At 60.3% G+C, this 17,955-nt stretch carries 22 protein-coding genes and 1 tRNA gene; 11 read left to right on the top strand and 12 right to left on the bottom strand.

Annotation, left to right across the window (positions count from 1 at the left end):
- Positions 1 to 41: 41 nt before the first annotated feature.
- From AC1U7K_RS00615 to AC1U7K_RS00605, 3 genes are all read right to left on the bottom strand, one after another.
- The gene (locus AC1U7K_RS00615) at positions 42 to 755 is read right to left on the bottom strand and encodes a tetratricopeptide repeat protein (RefSeq protein ID WP_480248872.1); all 714 of its coding nucleotides are present in this window, start codon (positions 753 to 755) and stop codon (positions 42 to 44) included.
- 4 nt (positions 756 to 759) lie between these two features.
- Positions 760 to 927, bottom strand: a complete 168-nt coding sequence (locus tag AC1U7K_RS00610) for a hypothetical protein (protein WP_480248871.1) — start codon at positions 925 to 927, stop codon at positions 760 to 762.
- 86 nt (positions 928 to 1,013) lie between these two features.
- A complete protein-coding gene (locus AC1U7K_RS00605; RefSeq protein WP_480248870.1) occupies positions 1,014 to 1,211 on the bottom strand; it encodes a hypothetical protein in 198 nt (65 codons plus the stop codon).
- 183 nt (positions 1,212 to 1,394) lie between these two features.
- On the opposite strand from AC1U7K_RS00605, the gene AC1U7K_RS00600 reads away from it, so the two are divergent.
- The 3 genes from AC1U7K_RS00600 to AC1U7K_RS00590 all read left to right on the top strand — a co-directional run bounded on the left by AC1U7K_RS00600 (position 1,395) and on the right by AC1U7K_RS00590 (position 3,093).
- The gene (locus AC1U7K_RS00600) at positions 1,395 to 1,709 is read left to right on the top strand and encodes a PilZ domain-containing protein (protein WP_480248869.1); all 315 of its coding nucleotides are present in this window, start codon (positions 1,395 to 1,397) and stop codon (positions 1,707 to 1,709) included.
- Between the two features lie 409 nt (positions 1,710 to 2,118).
- Positions 2,119 to 2,550 (top strand): Hsp20/alpha crystallin family protein, encoded by a 432-nt coding sequence (locus tag AC1U7K_RS00595; RefSeq protein ID WP_480248868.1) that lies wholly within the window; start codon positions 2,119 to 2,121, stop codon positions 2,548 to 2,550.
- Positions 2,551 to 2,619: 69 nt separating this feature from the next.
- Positions 2,620 to 3,093, top strand: a complete 474-nt coding sequence (locus AC1U7K_RS00590) for an Hsp20/alpha crystallin family protein (protein WP_480248867.1) — start codon at positions 2,620 to 2,622, stop codon at positions 3,091 to 3,093.
- Between the two features lie 93 nt (positions 3,094 to 3,186).
- Here the strand turns inward: AC1U7K_RS00590 and AC1U7K_RS00585 are convergent, their stop codons facing one another.
- The 7 genes from AC1U7K_RS00585 to rplI all read right to left on the bottom strand — a co-directional run bounded on the left by AC1U7K_RS00585 (position 3,187) and on the right by rplI (position 9,820).
- Entirely contained in the window at positions 3,187 to 3,693 is a 507-nt protein-coding gene (locus AC1U7K_RS00585) for a hypothetical protein (protein WP_480248866.1), read from the bottom strand.
- A 14-nt stretch (positions 3,694 to 3,707) separates the two neighbouring features.
- On the bottom strand, positions 3,708 to 5,141 hold the full coding sequence (locus AC1U7K_RS00580; RefSeq protein ID WP_480248865.1) for a tyrosinase family protein: 1,434 nt from the start codon (positions 5,139 to 5,141) through the stop codon (positions 3,708 to 3,710).
- Between the two features lie 212 nt (positions 5,142 to 5,353).
- Entirely contained in the window at positions 5,354 to 6,025 is a 672-nt protein-coding gene (locus AC1U7K_RS00575; RefSeq protein WP_480248864.1) for a response regulator transcription factor, read from the bottom strand.
- Positions 6,012 to 7,136: a sensor histidine kinase gene (locus AC1U7K_RS00570; protein WP_480248863.1), complete on the bottom strand. Its 1,125-nt coding sequence runs from the start codon at positions 7,134 to 7,136 to the stop codon at positions 6,012 to 6,014. Before AC1U7K_RS00570 ends, AC1U7K_RS00575 begins: the two co-directional genes overlap by 14 nt.
- A 96-nt stretch (positions 7,137 to 7,232) precedes the next feature.
- Positions 7,233 to 7,697, bottom strand: a complete 465-nt coding sequence (gene nrdR / locus AC1U7K_RS00565) for a transcriptional regulator NrdR (RefSeq protein ID WP_480248862.1) — start codon at positions 7,695 to 7,697, stop codon at positions 7,233 to 7,235.
- 310 nt (positions 7,698 to 8,007) lie between these two features.
- On the bottom strand, positions 8,008 to 9,264 hold the full coding sequence (locus AC1U7K_RS00560) for a serine hydroxymethyltransferase (protein ID WP_480248911.1): 1,257 nt from the start codon (positions 9,262 to 9,264) through the stop codon (positions 8,008 to 8,010).
- An 82-nt stretch (positions 9,265 to 9,346) separates the two neighbouring features.
- The gene (gene rplI / locus AC1U7K_RS00555; RefSeq protein WP_480248861.1) at positions 9,347 to 9,820 is read right to left on the bottom strand and encodes a 50S ribosomal protein L9; all 474 of its coding nucleotides are present in this window, start codon (positions 9,818 to 9,820) and stop codon (positions 9,347 to 9,349) included.
- A gap of 137 nt (positions 9,821 to 9,957) precedes the next feature.
- Between rplI and AC1U7K_RS00550 the strand changes: the two genes are divergently transcribed.
- From AC1U7K_RS00550 to AC1U7K_RS00530, 5 genes are all read left to right on the top strand, one after another.
- Positions 9,958 to 11,445, top strand: a complete 1,488-nt coding sequence (locus AC1U7K_RS00550; protein ID WP_480248860.1) for an AAA domain-containing protein — start codon at positions 9,958 to 9,960, stop codon at positions 11,443 to 11,445.
- A 62-nt stretch (positions 11,446 to 11,507) separates the two neighbouring features.
- Positions 11,508 to 11,594: transfer RNA gene (locus tag AC1U7K_RS00545), tRNA-Leu, on the top strand.
- A gap of 179 nt (positions 11,595 to 11,773) precedes the next feature.
- A complete protein-coding gene (locus AC1U7K_RS00540) occupies positions 11,774 to 12,136 on the top strand; it encodes a PilZ domain-containing protein (RefSeq protein ID WP_480248859.1) in 363 nt (120 codons plus the stop codon).
- A gap of 132 nt (positions 12,137 to 12,268) precedes the next feature.
- Complete coding sequence (locus AC1U7K_RS00535) at positions 12,269 to 12,577, top strand: hypothetical protein (RefSeq protein ID WP_480248858.1); 309 nt, start codon at positions 12,269 to 12,271, stop codon at positions 12,575 to 12,577.
- Between the two features lie 214 nt (positions 12,578 to 12,791).
- Positions 12,792 to 13,364 carry a response regulator gene (locus AC1U7K_RS00530; RefSeq protein ID WP_480248857.1) on the top strand — a complete coding sequence of 191 codons (573 nt, stop codon included), beginning with the start codon at positions 12,792 to 12,794 and terminating at the stop codon, positions 13,362 to 13,364.
- 295 nt (positions 13,365 to 13,659) lie between these two features.
- On the opposite strand, the gene AC1U7K_RS00525 is transcribed toward AC1U7K_RS00530, so the two are convergent.
- Positions 13,660 to 14,298 (bottom strand): response regulator, encoded by a 639-nt coding sequence (locus tag AC1U7K_RS00525; RefSeq protein ID WP_480248856.1) that lies wholly within the window; start codon positions 14,296 to 14,298, stop codon positions 13,660 to 13,662.
- A gap of 502 nt (positions 14,299 to 14,800) precedes the next feature.
- On the opposite strand from AC1U7K_RS00525, the gene AC1U7K_RS00520 reads away from it, so the two are divergent.
- Both AC1U7K_RS00520 and AC1U7K_RS00515 read left to right on the top strand, forming a co-directional pair.
- The gene (locus AC1U7K_RS00520) at positions 14,801 to 15,007 is read left to right on the top strand and encodes a hypothetical protein (RefSeq protein WP_480248855.1); all 207 of its coding nucleotides are present in this window, start codon (positions 14,801 to 14,803) and stop codon (positions 15,005 to 15,007) included.
- Complete coding sequence (locus AC1U7K_RS00515) at positions 15,001 to 16,401, top strand: PAS domain S-box protein (RefSeq protein WP_480248910.1); 1,401 nt, start codon at positions 15,001 to 15,003, stop codon at positions 16,399 to 16,401. Before AC1U7K_RS00520 ends, AC1U7K_RS00515 begins: the two co-directional genes overlap by 7 nt.
- Before the next feature lie 148 nt (positions 16,402 to 16,549).
- Here the strand turns inward: AC1U7K_RS00515 and AC1U7K_RS00510 are convergent, their stop codons facing one another.
- The gene (locus tag AC1U7K_RS00510; protein WP_480248909.1) at positions 16,550 to 16,876 is read right to left on the bottom strand and encodes a hypothetical protein; all 327 of its coding nucleotides are present in this window, start codon (positions 16,874 to 16,876) and stop codon (positions 16,550 to 16,552) included.
- A 717-nt stretch (positions 16,877 to 17,593) separates the two neighbouring features.
- Here AC1U7K_RS00510 and AC1U7K_RS00505 point away from each other — a divergent pair.
- The gene (locus AC1U7K_RS00505; protein WP_480248854.1) at positions 17,594 to 17,776 is read left to right on the top strand and encodes a hypothetical protein; all 183 of its coding nucleotides are present in this window, start codon (positions 17,594 to 17,596) and stop codon (positions 17,774 to 17,776) included.
- The last annotated feature ends 179 nt before the right edge of the window (positions 17,777 to 17,955 follow it).

Genomic DNA, 17,955 nt, shown 5'->3' with positions numbered 1-17,955 from the left:
CCGAATTCGTGACGCTTACCGAGTGGCGGCCCCTCGGTACCTTACTGGTGCACGGCCTGCGATGGATGCGCGCGCCGCCATGCGGCGGCGCGTCGTTCGGCCTCTCGCACGTCGTCCGCGTTCATCCGCGACAGCATGCGCGCCCGCTGGGCCTCTGCATCTTCGGCATCCGACGAAAGGATGCACCACATGAGGGCTTCGATGTCGTCGCGTGCGCCGCCTTGCCCTTCGGCCAACATTTGGGCGAGATAGAGTTGCGCCGGCACGTAATCCTGCTCGGCCGCCTGCCGGTACCAATACCTGGCCTTCATGAGGTCTTGCCGCACACCAACCCCCTCGTAGTACATGAGCCCTAAATTGGTTTGACACTCCGGGAGGCCCCCGTGGGCGGCCGACTCATACCATCGGACCGCCTCGGTCTCCATTCGCACGACGCCTTGTCCTTTGTGGTACATCACGCCGATATTGCACTGCGCTTCGGCAAAGCCCTGCGCCGCGGCCCGGCGGTACCATGACAGCGCCATCAGGTGATCCTGCGGGACCCCGAGGCCTTTCCAATACATGACCCCAAGGTTGAACTGAGCGGCAGAGTTGCCGTCGACGGCGAGTGGCCAGAATTCGGCAAGCGCGGTGATGTAGTCGCCACGCTGGTACGCGTGGACCCCGAGTTGGAAATCGGCGGCGCCCGCGGCGCGGGTGCTCGTGAGCGTCACACCCAAGAGGAACGTCAGGGCCAAGGTCCGGAAGAGCGCCATGCTCCTATTTCAGGAACACCACGACCGTGTCGGAGACGTGCACGACGAGACCGTCGGGCAACCGAAAATAGCCGGGCATTTCTTCAATCACCATGCGGTTCGGACATTGCCTTCGCAAGAACTCGTCACGCTGGATCGTGTTATCGAACGTCTTTACGAGCATTGGGTTCATGGGGCTGACTCCTGTTCCCTGGTGTGCATCTCGGCTCTTATCTCGCGACTCCGCCCCCCAGGCACTCGAGTACGAACGATGGCCGCTTACAGTGGCTTAACGGCGTCTTGGCTGGCCGCGTCTTTAACCAGTTCCGTCACGATGCGGATGGTGTCGGCAGAGAGATACCGCGCGAGCGTCTTTTGCCAGCGATCACGTTCGGCCCGTATCGCGAGGCGCGCCGCAAGATCGGCGTCCGTCCCTTTATGCCAGTATCCCCGCGCGTCGAGCATCAGATGATCCATCGTGTCCTCCAAGGCTTAGTCGGGCACTGTCTATAACGTAGGTCATAATCCTACTTCAATGAAGGAAAATTAATAGATGGTTAAATTATGTGAGTGATGATACGTATAACGCGGGTGCGGCCTTTGGTCGTATTGCGCGCCACCATCCGAATCGCGTACGGTCCTGGTCAGCTGTGGAGACCCATGATGCAGTTACGCCATTTACGGTTCCGATGTCAGTGTCCCGTGCTCTTTGAGACCAACGGACGCGTGACGGAAGGCGAGGTCACCAATCTGTCCCTCTTTGGCTGCGCGATTCGCACGCCGCGCAGCTTTATCCCGGGCGATTACGTTCGCCTGCATGTCTTCTTGCCGGATGAAGGGCTACGGGTGGAGACTGGCAAGGTGCGCTGGTGCGAGCCGAACCAATTTGGTGTCCAGTTTCTGAAGCTTGGAGCCAATCAACAGGGCCTCGTCGCACGAATCATCAGGCAGCGCCTCCGCGAGATCTCCCCATAATTCCCCGGCAATCCCCTGACCTTATAAAGCGGCCGCCTTGACTCCGCGCCGTGCCGGATTATCTGCGTCGCCAGAACCACCAACGGAAAGGGGCGAGCATTATGCGCCAGTGGTTTCGTTCGCTGAGCGAGTGATGTTCTCGCTTCTTCGCAGAGCGGTGGACGAAAAGCTTCTGGCCTTCCCGGAGCTGATTGCCGATGCGGGGGCTCCCGCCGGGCCCCCGCCTGTCTGCCTCACCAGACCTTCCTCGCCGCGAATCTTGACCGTCGCCGATTGAGTGTTATGTCAAATACCGAAACTGTTCCGGGTGGACGGACGGGAGCCGGCTATCTGGTGCAGTCCTGCCGGTGGGCGCCCGTCCTTCCCGTCTCGCAGAATAGTCGACAACGACAAAGGAGGTGGGTGACGTATGCTGATGAGCGGTCAATTCTTACCGGTCATTCGCGATTCCTTTGACACCCAGATTGATCGCCTCTTGGACGACGCCATCCGCGCCGTCAACACCTGGTCGATGGCGTGGTCGCCGGAGTGCAACATGTACGAAGACGAGAACAACTTCTACGTGCAGCTTGCACTGCCCGGGATCGAACCCAAGGACGTGGAGGCGGTCGTGGAGCGTGGCATGCTGTCTGTGAAAGGCGAGCGGAAGGCCCAACCCTCGGACGGGCTCACGTGGCATATGCGCGAGGTCCGCGAAGGGCCGTTCCGGTGCTCGTTCTCGCTGCCGGCCTATGTGAAGGGCGAGCCGATCTCGGCCACCTATTCGCACGGGATGCTGACCTTCACGTTCCCAAAATCGGAGACAGCGAAGCCTCGCCATATCATGATCGCGGGTGAGTGACGGCTGCGCCGCCGGCGGCGACGTGCCGACGGCGGCGGCCGTTCGGCCCGCTGTCCATCAGGAGACGCTATGGAACTGATGACGAAACTCAAAGACATGATTCCGTGGAAACGCAAACCCGTTGAAACGCACGAGGTCCTGTCGCTCCGGGACGACATCAACCGGCTGTTCGATCGGTTCCTCGTTGCACCGTTCGAGACCGATTGGGCTGGCTCTCGCGGCTGGGGCGGCGTCGACATGGAGGAGACAGAGGAGGGCGTCGTCGTCCGCATCGAGGTGCCGGGCCTCGATCCGTCCCATCTCGACGTGACCGCCCGTGAAAGCCTGCTCGATGTCAGGTATGAGCGGCACGAAGGGTGGGAAGGAAACGGGGGTACCAGAGGCCGCCGGTACGCCGCATTTCACCGCACGATCGGCTTACCGGATGGGATCGACACGACTCGCGCGGAGGCGACCTGCAAACATGGCCTCCTGAGCGTTCGATTACCATGGCGACAGGAGGCAAAGGATCGCGCGCGACGCATCGTCGTGTCCGTGCAGTAACGCCGTTGCGCTCAGGCGGGGGCTGGCCGGCGAACGGTCCTCGCCCTCGCCTGGCTCATCCCTAGCCCCGCATCCATTCCCATACACCCGGGTTCATTCGCGAATCCATTTCGGCCCCTCCAGCGCAATGCGAAGGTGTTCGGGTGGTGAGGTGCCGGACAGGGTTGTCAGAGACAGTATGAGATAAGCTGTGCGATCCGGCGACCCGTCCAGATCCGAGCGGATACGGGATGCCGGCAGAGGAAGCGGAAGCAGGTATCGACCTCCGGCGGATTCGGGCAGAATCGTGAACGACCCGAGCGGAACGACTCGCACAGGGTCGCGCTGAGACCTGCTCATGACCTTCAGTATGCCCTGAATCGTGACCGCTTTGCCGCCGGCGTTCGCCACATCGGCTACCGGCACCATGACCAGCGTAGGATCGCCCGCTAAGTCGGAGACGGTCACGGGAATAGACGCCTGAAGATGGCCGTGATCCAGAATCCACGTCGCTTCCGCGCGCGATGCCGACATTGAACTCACCGCGGCAGCCAGCACAATCAGCGTCCAGATTAGGCTCCGACTCCGGGTCCCGCTCCGTCCCTGCTCGTGCCTCGGCATACGCGCCTTCTCGCTCAGAGCGTGGGTGGTGAGCTCACACCGAGTGCCAAACGGCGTAGTCGTAACGTGCCTTCTCGCACTGTCCGATTGGGTTGCGGCACCGGGATCAGTGTGAGCTCAAGTTCGCCGGGTTCGACCGCCTTGGTCAGCGCCAACTGGCGAACGGTCTTCGTCACATCGACGATGAACTGCGCGCGATGCGACCGTTCGGTTCCTTCCATCGTCCCATTGAAGATCGCAAAGCTGCCCGCATAATGCGGATCGTGAATCGGCGTCTCCGGTGTGGCATCCGGACGGCTCACGAAGACGCGGACATAGAAATCGGAATGGGTCGGCAGGGTCACGTCACCGATCGTGAGGATCAGGTGCCGGTCCTGGCGCTCGCCGGCGATCTGCCGGATCACTTCGGCCGGGAGTCGAAGCGTGCGATGGAACGGCTGATTGACCGCCAGTTCCGCCACCGCTTCAACTTCCACTTGATCTTGGAACTCCAGCTTGACCGGCGCACCACGTTTCAGAAACGTCTGGACGTCCATCTGCCGCTCGATCTCGGCCATTGACTGCGGCCCTGAGAAACACTCCTCGTATCGATAGAGAAAAAGCGGGTAGAGCAACGTATCAGAGACCTTCACGGTCACGGCGTTCCCTTTGCGATCGACAAACTCCGTGAACGTGAGGTTGAGCCATTTCGCATCATTCGTGTTCGGGTGATTGCGAATGATGTTCCAATTCACCCAGCAGCATTCAATCATATTGTGGTGGGCCCAGAAAACCGGATCACGGGGCGACAGCGAGACAAAGCCCATATTCCCGCCGACGAAGCCATGGATGTAGTTGTGAGGAGTACCTTCAAGAACGCCGTACGTCGATGCATCGCGCTGATTGTTCGCCGTACCACTCGCGAAGAGCAGGAAGTTCGGCTGATTCAGAATCGTGTCCATAATCGACGCGCCGACCGAGCCGGGATCGGCGACACTTGCGGGCGTCGCATTCCGCGTTCCGTCGAAGAGTGGATTGCTCGCATCTCCCCAATATACGGCCGGGACCGATGGATTGGCGGACCAATTCCAATACGGCAGCGCGAAATCATTGTTGCCGGTCACCTCACGGCAGATCTCCTCGAAGTAGTAGAGATACACGCGGTGCCACGGCAAGAACCACCAATTGCCATGCGGGCAGTGGTCGCGGTGGATGTTCGCCTGGTTGATCCAGTTGCGGGGATCGCTGGCCGGCAAGCCTTTCATGGCCGAGACCGCACTCTTCAGTGTGGTGATGATCGGATCACTGGCAGCCAGTGAGTTGATATTGCGGCGCACGGGCCGATTTTGAATCCGCTTCGTCGTCATCTCGGACAGCTCGCAGCCGCCCGTCAACAGCCCAACCGCCAGCGCGCTGAGCCCTGCGGCTCCGCGCAACATGTCCCGCCGTGACAGCCCGTCTTCGCGCATCACGCCCTCCGTAGTGTTGCTGGAAATTTTTCAGTGGCAGGCTCTTACCAACAACGGCGCAGCGGTCCTATCAGTGTCGACGCACGGAGTCGTAGGAAGACGGCCCTATTGACTAGGGGCTAGAAAACAATCGGGTATTGTGGAGATGAGCGCCGCGAGAATAGACCGCCATCTGCGAGCAACCTGAACAAGGCCGATGGCCAACGCAGACACTATGGGCGCGGTTCGAGTTCGATCAAGCCTTTTCGGATCGCGAGAATCGCCGCTTGCGTGCGATCGTACACTTGCAGTTTGTGGAAGATGTTCCGGACGTGGTTCTTGACCGTCTTCTCGCTCAGATCAAGGGTATTGGCGATTTCTTTGTTCGTCTTGCCGTCGGCCACGAGCCGCAGAACGGTGATCTCGCGCTCGGTGAGGTCATGCTCGACCCACGAGGCCTTCTTCCCCTTCTTCTGGGCGAGCAGCGAGAACTCCGCGAGGATTTTGCTCGCGACGGACGGGTGAATGAGCGATTCACCCCGGTAGACGGACTGGATGGCCTTGACGATCTGGGCGGAGTCCGAATCTTTCAGCAGATACCCGGTCGCGCCGGCGCGCACGAGATCGAAAATGTACTGCTGCTCCTCGTACATCGTCAGCGCGATGATGCCGATGTGCGGGAACTCTCGCTTGATGATCCGAGTCGCCTCGACACCGGTCATTTTCGGCATGCTGACGTCCATCAAGACCACGTCGGGCAACAAGGACCGCGCCTTCTCGACCGCTTCGTGACCATCCTGCGCCTCGCCGACGACGTCGAGATTCTCTTTGCTCTTCAGAATTGCCGAGAGGCCTTCCCGCACCACCCGGTGATCGTCCACGATCAGGACCTTAATGCGTTCCATCGCGCGCGGCCTCCCTCCTCAGCGGCACATGCATCGTGATCTTGGTGCCGTGTCCCTTTTTCGACTCGATCTTGGCCTGCCCGCCGACCAGTCGTGCGCGATCCACGATCCCGCGCAGTCCAAAATGGTCCCACTTCTCCGGATTCTTGGAGACCGCCTCGACGTCGAAGCCGATGCCGTTGTCGGTCACGGTCGCCGTCAGCATATCTCGGCCGATGGCCACATGCACGGTGACGGCCGTCGCTTTCGCGTGCTTTTCGACGTTGCTCAAGGCCTCCTGCAAAATGCGGAACAGAAAAATCTTTGTCCGCGGCGGCATCGTCGTCTCATCGCCCGTGACGGAAAAGTCCGTCTTGATGTGATACTGCGTCTCGTACGACTTCAAATAGTTCGTGAGCGCCGGAATCAGCTCCATCTGATCGTAGTGCAGCGGGCGAAGATTGAAGATGACTTGTCGCGCTTCCTGGATCGCCAGCTTGAGCTCCTCCCGCGTCCGGCGCAGCGTTTCCCGGCCGGCAGAGGGGTCCTTCAGCATCAGCTCTTCGCAGAGGTCGAGCTTGAAGTTCACGCCGGCCAGGCTTTGCACGAGCCCATCGTGGATTTCGCAGGCGATGCGGGTGCGCTCCTCGGTGACCGCCGCGCCGGCCTCCTTCACATACAGGCGATACAGCGATTGATATTTGTTGAGCGTCTTTTCGATCTCGGCCGTCGCTCGAATTCGCGCCTCGATCAACTGCCACATGAACTTGGCGCTCGCGCCCCCGATCACCGTCACGCCCATCCGGTCGAACTCTTGGAGGACGCGCTCGACCTCTTCGTTCCCCGACACGTCGATGATCAAATCGACGTCTTCGATCGCCAGCAGATCGCGGTAGTCGCGGGTAACCGGGATCTTGAGCCGGCGGGCGAGCTTGAGGCCTTTCGCCTTCGCGTTGACTTCCGCCACACCGACGATTTGGACGAGCGGGTCTTGGGCAAAAATCTCCATGAGCGCCGTGCCGCCCCGGCCGGCCCCCACAATCGCCACTTTCGTCGCGGCGCCGGCCGCGGCCGCAGCCCGACCGTTCTTGGACTCCGATGATTTTCGCGCGCGCACCGCTGAGCCGGGCATGGTCACTGTTCACGAGAGCCAAAAAGAATACGAGGAAACGCTAGAGAATACCATACGCTGACGAGGAGAAAACAGCACGGGCGGCGGGACAGGCGACTACTTCTCGCGGCGTTCTTTGGCCAGCGACTTCAGTTCTTCCATGAACTGATCGATGTCTTTGAACTCGCGATACACCGAGGCGAAGCGGACGTAGGCGACTTGATCGAGGTTGTGCAATTCCTTCATGACTTCTTCGCCGATCACGTTCGTCGCCAACTCCGTCTCGCCCATTTCCTGGATGCGCTTTTCGATACGATCGGTCACCGCCTCCATCGTCGATACGCTGATCGGTCGCTTCTCACAGGCTTTCTTGATGCCCGAGAGAATCTTCATCCGATCGAAGGGCTCCCGGCGGCCGTCTTTCTTGACGACCATCGGCAGGATTTCCTCGACGCGCTCATACGTCGTGTAGCGTCGCTTGCAGGAGAGGCACTCGCGGCGCCGTCGAATCACCTGGCCTTCCTTGGCCATTCGGGAGTCGACGACTTTGTCTTCGAGGTCGTCACAGAAGGGGCACTTCACACTGGTGTCACCTTCAGGATGTTGAAAAAGGCCGCCAGCTTCCACTGGACGCTCACCGTCTCGCGCCCGTGCGCAGACGTGAGGCGAGTGATTCCTCGCCTCGCGCACCTCGCATCATTCGGAGGCTCATGGTACAGCCCGGGAAAAGAGCCCGTCTCGGCGGGCTCGGGGTGGGCGGGTGAAAATAAATACGCCTCGCCTCCTCGTTCGCTGCGGCCTCGGCCGGGAAGGGGCGCGTCTTGGCGCACCTGGGGCGGGCGGGTGAAATCTACGGCCTTTTTGAACCTCCTGTGGCCTATCATGGTCGCAGTTAGCTCGGGGGCGCCTCATACGCATGGAAGAGGGGAAAGCGTTTGCAGAGCGCCTTGGCCTGCTGACGGACTTCGCGCTGGATCCGCTTCTCCTTGGGATGCTGTAGCACCCGGTCGATCAACTCGACGATCTCCCCCATTTCCTTCTCGCGCATGCCCCGTGTGGATACAATCGGCGTGCCGAGCCGAATCCCGCTCGCGACCGCCGGCGGCTTTTCATCGAAGGGCACGGCGTTCTTGTTCACCGTAATGCTCGCCGCATCAAGCGCCGTTTCCGCATCCTTCCCAGTCACGTTCTTCGACGTGAGGTTGAGCAGCATGAGATGGGTATCCGTCCCACCCGAGACGACCTTATAGCCGCGATCGAGGAGCCCGGCAGCGAGGGCTTTGGCATTCGCGAGAACTTGCCGCTGATACGTCTTGAACGCCGGCGACAGCGCTTCGTTCAGCGCGACCGCTTTCGCGGCGATCACGTGCATCAAGGGACCGCCTTGCAGGCCTGGGAAGATGATCTTATCGAGGGCCTTCGCATGCTCGGCTTTGCACATGACGATCCCACCCCGCGGGCCGCGCAGCGTCTTGTGGGTCGTCGTTGTCACGAAGTCGGCGTAGGGGACGGGGTTGGGATGCAGACCGGCGGCGATCAACCCCGCGATGTGCGCGATATCGACGAGCAGGTACGCGTTCACCGATTTGGCGATCGCCTGGAACCGGGGGAAGTCCAACGTGCGCGCGTAGGCGCTCGCGCCGACCACGATCATCTTGGGTCGGACCTCCTCGGCTCTGCGCTGCACGGCGTCGTAATCGATCGTCTCGGTCGTCCGATCGACTCCATAGGAGAACGATTGAAACAGCATGCCCGAAAAATTGACCTTGCTTCCGTGTGTGAGATGGCCGCCTTGGGCCAGGTCCATCCCGAGAATCACATCACCGGGTTTGAGCACCGAGAGGTAGGCAGCCATGTTGGCGGAGGAACCGGAATGCGGCTGGACATTCACGTGCTCGGCGCCGAAGATCTGCTTGGCGCGCTCGATCGCCAGATTCTCCACCGTATCGACGAACTGACACCCGCCGTAATAGCGGCGCCCCGGGTAGCCCTCGGCGTACTTGTTCGTCATCAAGCAGCCCTGTGCCGCGAGCACCGACGAGCTGGCAAAATTTTCCGATGCGATCAAGAGCAGCTTTTCACGTTGCCGCTTTTCCTCGGCGCGGATGGCCGCATAGACGGCAGGGTCGGTCGCTTTGAGTGCCTTCAGTGATCCAACGGCGTCACTCATGTCTTCACCGCTTGCTCTGCCCACTCCGCATGGAGCGGCAAATCGATAAGAAAGTTTATCGCTACGACGATGCTTCGGCAGCCTCGGCCTCGGCCTTCTTCTCAACCGTCACCGAGACACTCGCCGTCACCTGATGATGCAACTTGATCGGCACGGTAAACGTGCCCAACTCTTTGATGGGCTGGGCGAGTTGAATTTTTCGGCGATCGACGGTGTACCCCTTGGCCGCCAACCCCTCGGCGATGTCCTTCGCCGTCACCGATCCGAACAGCTTGTCGTCCTTGCCGACCTGCACCGTCATGGTCAAGGAAACAGCCGACATGTGCTTGGCGAGCCCCTCGACTTCCAGCTTTTCCTTTTTGGCCTTTTCCGCCATCAGCCGCTTGGCGTGCTCGAGCGCCTTGACATTCCGCGGATTCGCTTCGAGCGCCTTCTTGCGTGGGAGGAGATAGTTGCGGGCAAAGCCGTCCTTGACGTCGATCAAATCCCCTAGATGGCCGATCCCTTCCACCGTCTCTTGCAAAATCACCTTCATAACCCTAACTCCTTCTCTGAGAAAGCGAAAAGAATACTGACCGCACCATGAATTGTCAATGAATATACGGTCGACCGAAGCGCCGGCGTTCGCTAGACACCCCGTCGGAGGAACGACTAAGATACAAAATCCGCAGCATGAAACTCACAGATCTCCTGCAGCACCTCGCACAGGTTACGACTGACGCTCGACAGAGCCCGACGATCCAGGCGTTCGATGCGCCGCTCGCGGTGACCGCTGGACGCCATCTCGCGACCGTCGGCACGCTGCATCTCTACAGTTTCGACGTCGCCGCAGACACCGCAGAGACTCGCCTCCCGTTCGAAGATATGCCGATCTCCCTTGTCTGTTCCGGCGACGAGGAGCCGACCGAAGGCTACGTCGTGAGCCGGCAGGGATCGACGCTGACGATCCAGACCTTCGAAATGGTAAATGGGCCGCTGCACGCCGCCACGCTCATCCCGGATGGCGCCGGCTTTTTGGAGACTGCCGGCAGTCGGCTCCTCGCAATCGCAGCCAAGCCGGAACGCTTCGTGCTTGGTCCCGCCGAGCGTCTAGCCGCATGGGTCGATCCCCAGCTCACCGAGTCCGAACGCGAGAGCCGCACGGCGGCAGCAACAGCAGTGCTGACGACCATTTGGACCGACGACCTCACAGCGCGCCGGGCGAAGCTGGCTACTACGGCGGTAGAACTCGCCCGAGCCAATAAGCGACTCCTGGTCGTCTGCCGAGACCACCGATCAGCCGACGATCTGACCGGCATCGTTGCACGAACCCTGCGTGCCGTGAATCTGCCATATAAAAGCCTGGTGAGTCGGTACGAACTCGCCGTCCAGCCGGCGGTGGCCGGCATCCCGCTCACCGAGCTCGGCTTCGAAGCCCAGATGCATCAGTTCTACGCGAAGTCTCGGAGCGACAAGGCAGCGCTCCGGAAGAAGTACGAGCGGTTCCGTGAGTTGACCCCGCTTTTGGCCTACAAGGCGGACAAGCAGCGGGACCTCGACGAGGTCAAACACCTGGAGTGGCGGCTCCTCACTCAGATCAGCGAGCTCCAGGGCAAGGTCAAAGAGATCGACGGCATCTTGGCTGAATACGAGCAGCTCCCGATTTGGAAGCGGTTGGCGTTTCAGACGGTCGGCAAGAATGTTCAGTCGCTGCCGGAGTATCGGGAGATTTATACCGCGAATATTCGCGCGCTGATGGCGGAGTTGGAAGCGGCGCAACGCCGGATCGAGGAGTTGAAGCCCGAGGCCGCCATCCCGAAGGACATGCGCCCCGAGTACGATGAACTGAAAGAGGAGATCACCCGGCTCGGAGGGACCAAGAAAATTCGTGAGCTGCTGACCGCCGAAGAAGGCACGAACCGTCAAGCCTTCATTCAGAACAAACGCATCCTCATCACCACCGCGGCGCGGGTGATGGCCGATCCGCTGTTCAGCCGGGTCCGCTTCGATGCACTGCTCGTCGACGAAGCGCCGTGGGTGCCCTCGCCATACTTGATGGCCGCCGCGGCCTTGGTCCGAGAGAAGGTGGTCCTCGGAGGTGACACTCGCGATATTCCACCCCGCGTCGACTGGGCATCACCACTTCGCATGCCGACCCCAAGCGTCGCATCGGTACGGTAATGCCAGCGGCGCGCCAACCTTGACGGATTCCCCGGTCATTGACGATAATGCAACTCCTTTGTGCCGAAGTGGCGGAACTGGCAGACGCACCAGATTCAGGGTCTGGCGCCCGCAAGGGTGTCCGGGTTCAAATCCCGGCTTCGGCACCATTACTCAGAACTCATTCGACCTCCTGCCGTCTTTTGCCAGCGACGAGCCGAAACAGCTGCAATTCGGCCGGGTCACCATCCTCACTCTCTACCGAAGTCCGAACAGCTCCAATTGGCATTGCCACGGGCCTTTGGGCTGAAGTGAAGACGGCAACCAGCCGATACTCGGTTGTACCATCATGCCCACACCACTAGTCGAGCTGCGCAAACATCGCCGCTTCCCGGTCCGCTTTCGCATCGTCCTTGGACCCGATGGCAACGAAGAAGAAGGCGTCGTGTACAACCTGTCGGCGGGTGGCTGCGGCCTCCAGCTTGCCCGCCCGTTCTTGTCACATATCGTGCTCACGCTGCACATCTTCACGGCGCATGGCTACGCCATCACCATTGACAGAGCCGTGAGCCGGTGGGTCAAAGGAACCGAGATGGGCCTCGAATTCCTCGTCATCGCCGATGCCCAGCGACAACGCCTCGATGCCGTGATTGCGGGACTTGAGGTTCAAGACGGCGAGTCAACCACGCTTCTGTCTCCCCCTTGCACCTAGCCGTAAACCTTGCCTGACCCCTTCCTATTGGTGACGGCGTACGGTGCGCCCGCACACGGAGCAGCACTGCCGTCCGAATGACCCTGCCTAGCAATGGCGTGTAAAAATGCAACCATTCGTCAAGGATTCGAGGTGCCGATGGCTCGCCATGACCCAGACTGGATTTATGTGTGTGACGACTGCGGGACCGAATGGCCTACCTCTCAGCCGCAACGCGTGAAAGAGCATGAACTGGCGCAGGGCCACGAAGTCTACCAACGCCACACATGCACGTATCGGGGGACGCAAGTGACAAAGGCGACAGCCAAGGACAACCACCGCCTGGACACGTTGAGACGATCCGAATGGGCGGCATTTGTCGCTCGACATCATCTCGACCAGGTAGGAGAGTTTCAGGCACAGCTCCGGGCGACCATGCGTCAACTCCGACGCTACCTCTAACCGGCACTCCTCGTCCTCCCCGGCCTCCCTTGCGACCGTCGATGCTTCGGCAGTGCTCCCAGTTCGCCCCGCCATTGTTTGCACTACAGCAGTTTCGTAAGGCCGACGATAGCTGGCCCCCGCACGCTGCTGTACCGTTCCCTCCTACAAGGTCGAACCCATGTGGAACTGCCCGCACCAAGGCCACCCCCTGCAGTGTTCTCGGAGGACGACGATGCCTCACCCGCTGGTACTGGTTGCCGATGATGATCCGGCATTCCGCGAAGCACTCCCAGAGACGTTGAGATACCGCTTGCCTGGCATCGCGGTCGAGACGTGTCCGTCTACCGAGATCGCCGTCTCCTATATGGAGCTGACTGAGTATGACGCCGTCATTACTGATGTGCAGATGCCGGGCGATGGTCTCAGTCTGCTCTCGACCGTCCGACGCAAATGGCCGCAGACGCCCGTGCTGGTCCTGACAGCCTATGGCAATGATGCGGTGATGCGCGCCGCCACGGAGTTGGGCGCGTTCGCATTGCTCGACAAGCCCATTGAGCGCGAGCAACTGACCGCGGTTGTGGCGAGCGCCATCGAAGTACACCGGCTCGAACAGGAGTGTGGGAAGTTAGAACGGGAGTTGTCCCTGCTCGCCGCGATGGGCGGGCGAGCACTGTCGATGCGGGCCGCACTTCACCATGATGTCCTGGTGCTCGCACGACAGGACCTGGAACGACGCCTGGACGAGACGCGTATGAAGCTTCAACAAGTGAAGAGCGCCATGGGCCAATTACCGCAGGTCGCCTGAGTAGTGGGGTGACGAAGAAAGCCGCATCGCCGAGAGAACCGCCGCTCTTACTTCTTATCCCCTTTGGGGGGCCTTCTTGTGCTGGTCACCGGTACGCTTGTGCGCTGATACACCGCGTGCTTGTGTCGTTGTTCGTGCTGTTAGACTTTTGGCGGTATCGTCTAGTTCCCACCGGGTGCCGCAGACTTCACAGACAAAGTGCCATTCCTCTTCCATCCCCTACAGCTACACGTGTGTTGGGTAGGATGCAAGAGCTACCTGTGTCCTAGCGAGAGCGAACTAGAGCCGCGCAGCGCTACGCGCACTCTTCGCGGTCGCCGTTCCGACGGTTCTCATAGGCGGCTCTATAACGTTGGTACACACTGTGGCCGTGTTGCTGTTCGTGTGTGCGTACCGTGTGACGCGCATTGAGCGGCCATTGCTGACTGCACTCATCACAGACAAACACCCAGTCGTGATCTTGCTCGTCCGATACCGGTTCGGGCACCTCCGCCCCGCGCCGGGGCTGGGCCAGCAGGTCTTGGACGGCACTACGCAGCCGGGCGGTGGTAAAGGGTTTCCGCAGAAACGCATCCGCTCCCGCACCGATCACCTCGTCCCGCATCTGATCCGTGACGCTCCCACTCACGGCAAGAATGGGGCACTCAGGAACGCGGCGGCGTAGCTGCACGAGATATTCCAGACCACCGCCTGGCATGAAGATGTCCGTCACGACAAGAGCAATGTCATGCGTACCAAGCTGCACGAAGGCTTCGTACGAATTCGCCGCTTCCACCACAGGCCGGTTCAGCGGGTAGAGCGCGTCGGCATACAGACGGCGTGTGTCGTCCTCGTTCTCAATGATCAGGATGACCGATCGGTCCTTCTCGGCCATGACGTCGGGAGTATCGGTCTTCCACTGGTCCCGGTATATCCCGTTCCAGGGTAGCGGCATGTGGGAAGAAGGCATTAGGGCAGGGCCATCTCTCCTCCGTGCGATCACATATCGGTGCCCATCGTGGCGTCATACTGACAAGAATCCGTCCTCTGCCTGCCATGGAGCTGCTCTAGCGGATGATAGGCGCAAATGGGTCGTCGCTCACCATGTGTCAGGTAGCGGTACCCTCGTCAAATGACACACTCCTTTGCAAGCAGTGCCCCGTTGTCGGCACGCCACCTTAGGGTCAACGAGCAAAGAAGAGTATGGCTTGATTGACGGGTGAAGAAGAGAAGTCCCGCTGAAGACTTTCAGGGCTAAGGGCAGCCACAGCTTTTAGTTCGCCTCGGCGCCTTCTTACTTTCCATCTAGATGTTTCTGAGCAGTTGTCTGCACGACAAGAGAATCGTAGCGCTAAGGATAGCCACGGCACTCACGAGCCGCTACCTTGCCATCCTACTGAAGCTTGCTTCCCAAGTTCTGTCCCCCATCATCGACACCCAAGAGTGGAGGTCCATGAATGAATGGCGGTCAGCTCTTCGAACGGTCGGTTCATTACACGACCTCCGTGCATCCTGAATCGATTCAAGGCAAGCAACGCCAAAGGCACTCTTCCGCCCTGAAGTACACGATGGCCATTGCGTGCGTCGCGCTTGCCTTAGTCATCACCCATTTGCTCGACCCGCTCTTTAACCGCGCCACGCTGCTCTTCTCTTGGCGGTGGTGACCCTCAGCACCTGGCTTGGCGGACTCGGCACCGGCAGCGTGGCACTTGCGCTGTCCGGGCTTGGCGCGTGGTATTTCCTCCTGCCGCCGCGCGTGTCCTTTCAGGTGCAGGACCCGCAAGACATTGTTCGGTTCGTCTTTTTTCTGAGCGTCTCGACGATCGCGATGGTTGTCACCGAGAGTCGTCGCAAGCTGCTGCGCGAGGTCACGCAGCAGCGCGATGCGCTTGCCAAAGAGGTGACGGAGCGAAGGCAGGCGGAAGCTGCACTCCGTGAATCGGAAGCCCGCTATCGGACCTTCTTTGAAGAGAGTCCAATTCCGATCACCGTCATTGATGCAGAGACGCTCCAGTATCTGACCGTCAATGACGCGGCCGTCACGCAGTACGGCTATTCGCGGGACGAGTTCCTGAGAATGACCGTTTTGGACATTCGCCCGCACGAGGATCGCGACCGTGTCTTGAAGGCACTGGGCGAGGCAGCCGGCCAGCGGGTGCGACAGTGCGGGGTGTGGCGGCATTTGAAGCGTGATGGCACGCTGATCTTTGTCGACATCATCCTCCATGCCTTAACGTTTGAGGATCGGCGCGCCTGGCTCGCCGTGTGCCAAGACGTGACCGAACACGTCAAAGGGTACCAGGCCCTCCAGGCGGTGGTGGACCGGCTGTCCGAGGAAGTGAAGCAGCGCCGAGAGGATGTCGAGTCGAAACAGGCGCAGTTGCAAGCGGCGACCGTCGAGTTAAGCGTCGCGGAAGACCGGGAACGTAAGCGTCTCGCGCAAGCCGTCCACGAGAACCTCGCACAGTTGCTTCTCTTCTCCAAGATGAAACTCGAACGGATTCAGCACAAGAAAGACCTCAAAGAGTCCTGGCACGCGCTGATGGACGTCAAGCGTTTGCTCGACCATGCGCTCGACTCGGCCCGCAATTTGATCGTCGAGCTTCGGCCCCCACTCCTCGGTGATGCGGATGATTTGAGCGCGGCTCTCACCTGGGTGGCCGAGAAAATGCGGGGCCATGGGTTGACCGTGACGGTCAGCGAATATGGGGAACCCCGGGTCATCGACACGAATGTCGTCATCATCGCCTATCAGGCGGTGCAAGAATTATTGTGGAACGTGATGAAGCATGCGGGTACGCAGGAAGCTATGGTCACCGTTGATCGCAGTCCGGACCATATCGACCTATCCGTCGAGGATTACGGGAAGGGGTTTGACAGCAGTGTGACCGGCGTGCCCGGCAAAGCGGGCGGCTTTGGCTTACCGAGCGTCAGGAGTCGCGTCAGCAGTATTGGAGGGCAGGTCGACGTCACATCCGTTCTGCAGCACGGGACGCAGGTTCGTCTTCGAATGCCGCTCAGCTTACAGCAAGGGCGAGCGGCACAGGTCGTGAGATAGCATAGCTTGTCGCGGTAGATCTTCTCTCGAATACCTCTTCCAGACCCTCCTTCTCATTCTCATTGTAGTGGCGATTCTTGACCGTGATCCGGTTGACCGCCGACGATCCGGCAGATAGAGACCGTCCTTCCGCTTTGCCACGATCCCTTCAAGGTCCCACTGACGACAGAGCCGATGGAACTCTTCCCCGCGCTCTTCGACGTGATCGACGTACAGCAGGTGTTACGGCAGCTCCGGCATGATCGCCTTGAGCCATTGCTTTCGATGCACGAGCGGCTTCTCTCGCAAGTCGTGGCCTTCGACAGTGAGCGGGAAGTACGGTTCGGTGCAAGAGATCGGCGAACACGGAGCGGCCTGTCTTCGGATCGAGACAGACGATCTCACCGTCGAGCACCGCATCGTCGGCCTGGCATTCGTGCGCGATCCGAGCTGCCAGCTCGTCATACCGAGCGAACCGGTTCCCGTTGCGCGAGATGAGACCCCATTGTCCCCCCCGATGACTTCCAAAGCGCGAAAGCCATCATGCTTGATCTCATACAGCCAGTCTCGGTGGAAGAACGGCTCGCGCCGCTCCTTGAGCGGCATGGAGACGTATGGACGGATGGCGCTTCACGATACCCGACACCCGCCGCTGCGGCGTAGTAGTGTGAATACGCAGGCGCGTCTCAGCAAGAAGACGCCGCGACAAGAGGATGAGAAGTACGGGCCGAAGCGGCGATCCTTGCAAGTTGACAACCGGTCTTTCGCGCATCTTCAGCAGGGCTGAACCGCCATCGCGTTCGCCCATCAGTCAAGCAAGTCAACGTTCCCGCCGGTCTAGGGGTCGTAAGGGTCGGCGCGCAACAGGTCGCTTGACAGGAAAAACGACGGGACGATGATAGCTCTCCTCTCCTCCACTGTGGTACACGCCGCACGTCTGTGCTCTAGAGCCGAATGGGCATAGCAGTTCCGGGTACTCCTCCGGCCCCTCTGCCACATCGGGGATGAGCGGGGCTGAACCGGAGCGCTCCGGAGGAAGGGGGACTCATGAAGATCAGGCTTCCTGGTCGATTGAGCCGAGACGAGGAAGAAAAATTCAGTCGGCGGCGCCCTCTCCTCACCAAGGCCCGTGATGAAGATGAGCGGGCGGCTGCCTATGTATGGTTGCTCTATCGTGTCAGTGTCACGTCTCGGAAGGAGGGGAAGGGTTGCCATGGAACTGAGTGAGACCGCGCTGCGGAAAGTGGGAGTTCGCATCACCGTGAAAGAGACGTTATGGCTGCAATGCTGTCATTGCCAACGGACGTGGCCGCTGGGTGATGCTGACGCAGTCCGGCGAGATTTTTGGCGCTGTCCGAGCGGCTGCAACGCCGCCAAAGCCTGGTCGCGCTCGTAACCGGACTATATGCCATCGATCCCGCGGAGTGGAGAGTTGGTATGCGGCCACAGGGACTGGCTCATCCGCTGAACAGTGAGGAACGTCATGTTTTGTGTCGCTGTAGCCATCCGCGCGCCGTACACCGATTCAGGGGTCGGCGGAAATTCGGCGGGAGTTGCATGCTGTGCCGCTGCCCC

This window comes from Nitrospira sp. Vd2 (assembly GCF_979581665.1).
This window is presented reverse-complemented; position numbering and strand designations above follow the sequence as displayed.

Coding starts and splice junctions, on each gene's coding strand:
- AC1U7K_RS00615 (WP_480248872.1), bottom strand. CDS start 755: ATGGCGCTCTTCCGGACCTTGGCCCTGACGTTCCTCTTGGGTGTGACG.
- AC1U7K_RS00610 (WP_480248871.1), bottom strand. CDS start 927: ATGAACCCAATGCTCGTAAAGACGTTCGATAACACGATCCAGCGTGAC.
- AC1U7K_RS00605 (WP_480248870.1), bottom strand. CDS start 1,211: ATGGATCATCTGATGCTCGACGCGCGGGGATACTGGCATAAAGGGACG.
- AC1U7K_RS00600 (WP_480248869.1), top strand. CDS start 1,395: ATGATGCAGTTACGCCATTTACGGTTCCGATGTCAGTGTCCCGTGCTC.
- AC1U7K_RS00595 (WP_480248868.1), top strand. CDS start 2,119: ATGCTGATGAGCGGTCAATTCTTACCGGTCATTCGCGATTCCTTTGAC.
- AC1U7K_RS00590 (WP_480248867.1), top strand. CDS start 2,620: ATGGAACTGATGACGAAACTCAAAGACATGATTCCGTGGAAACGCAAA.
- AC1U7K_RS00585 (WP_480248866.1), bottom strand. CDS start 3,693: ATGCCGAGGCACGAGCAGGGACGGAGCGGGACCCGGAGTCGGAGCCTA.
- AC1U7K_RS00580 (WP_480248865.1), bottom strand. CDS start 5,141: ATGCGCGAAGACGGGCTGTCACGGCGGGACATGTTGCGCGGAGCCGCA.
- AC1U7K_RS00575 (WP_480248864.1), bottom strand. CDS start 6,025: ATGGAACGCATTAAGGTCCTGATCGTGGACGATCACCGGGTGGTGCGG.
- AC1U7K_RS00570 (WP_480248863.1), bottom strand. CDS start 7,136: ATGCCCGGCTCAGCGGTGCGCGCGCGAAAATCATCGGAGTCCAAGAAC.
- rplI (WP_480248861.1), bottom strand. CDS start 9,820: ATGAAGGTGATTTTGCAAGAGACGGTGGAAGGGATCGGCCATCTAGGG.
- AC1U7K_RS00550 (WP_480248860.1), top strand. CDS start 9,958: ATGAAACTCACAGATCTCCTGCAGCACCTCGCACAGGTTACGACTGAC.
- AC1U7K_RS00540 (WP_480248859.1), top strand. CDS start 11,774: ATGCCCACACCACTAGTCGAGCTGCGCAAACATCGCCGCTTCCCGGTC.
- AC1U7K_RS00530 (WP_480248857.1), top strand. CDS start 12,792: ATGCCTCACCCGCTGGTACTGGTTGCCGATGATGATCCGGCATTCCGC.
- AC1U7K_RS00525 (WP_480248856.1), bottom strand. CDS start 14,298: ATGCCGCTACCCTGGAACGGGATATACCGGGACCAGTGGAAGACCGAT.
- AC1U7K_RS00520 (WP_480248855.1), top strand. CDS start 14,801: ATGAATGGCGGTCAGCTCTTCGAACGGTCGGTTCATTACACGACCTCC.
- AC1U7K_RS00505 (WP_480248854.1), top strand. CDS start 17,594: ATGGAACTGAGTGAGACCGCGCTGCGGAAAGTGGGAGTTCGCATCACC.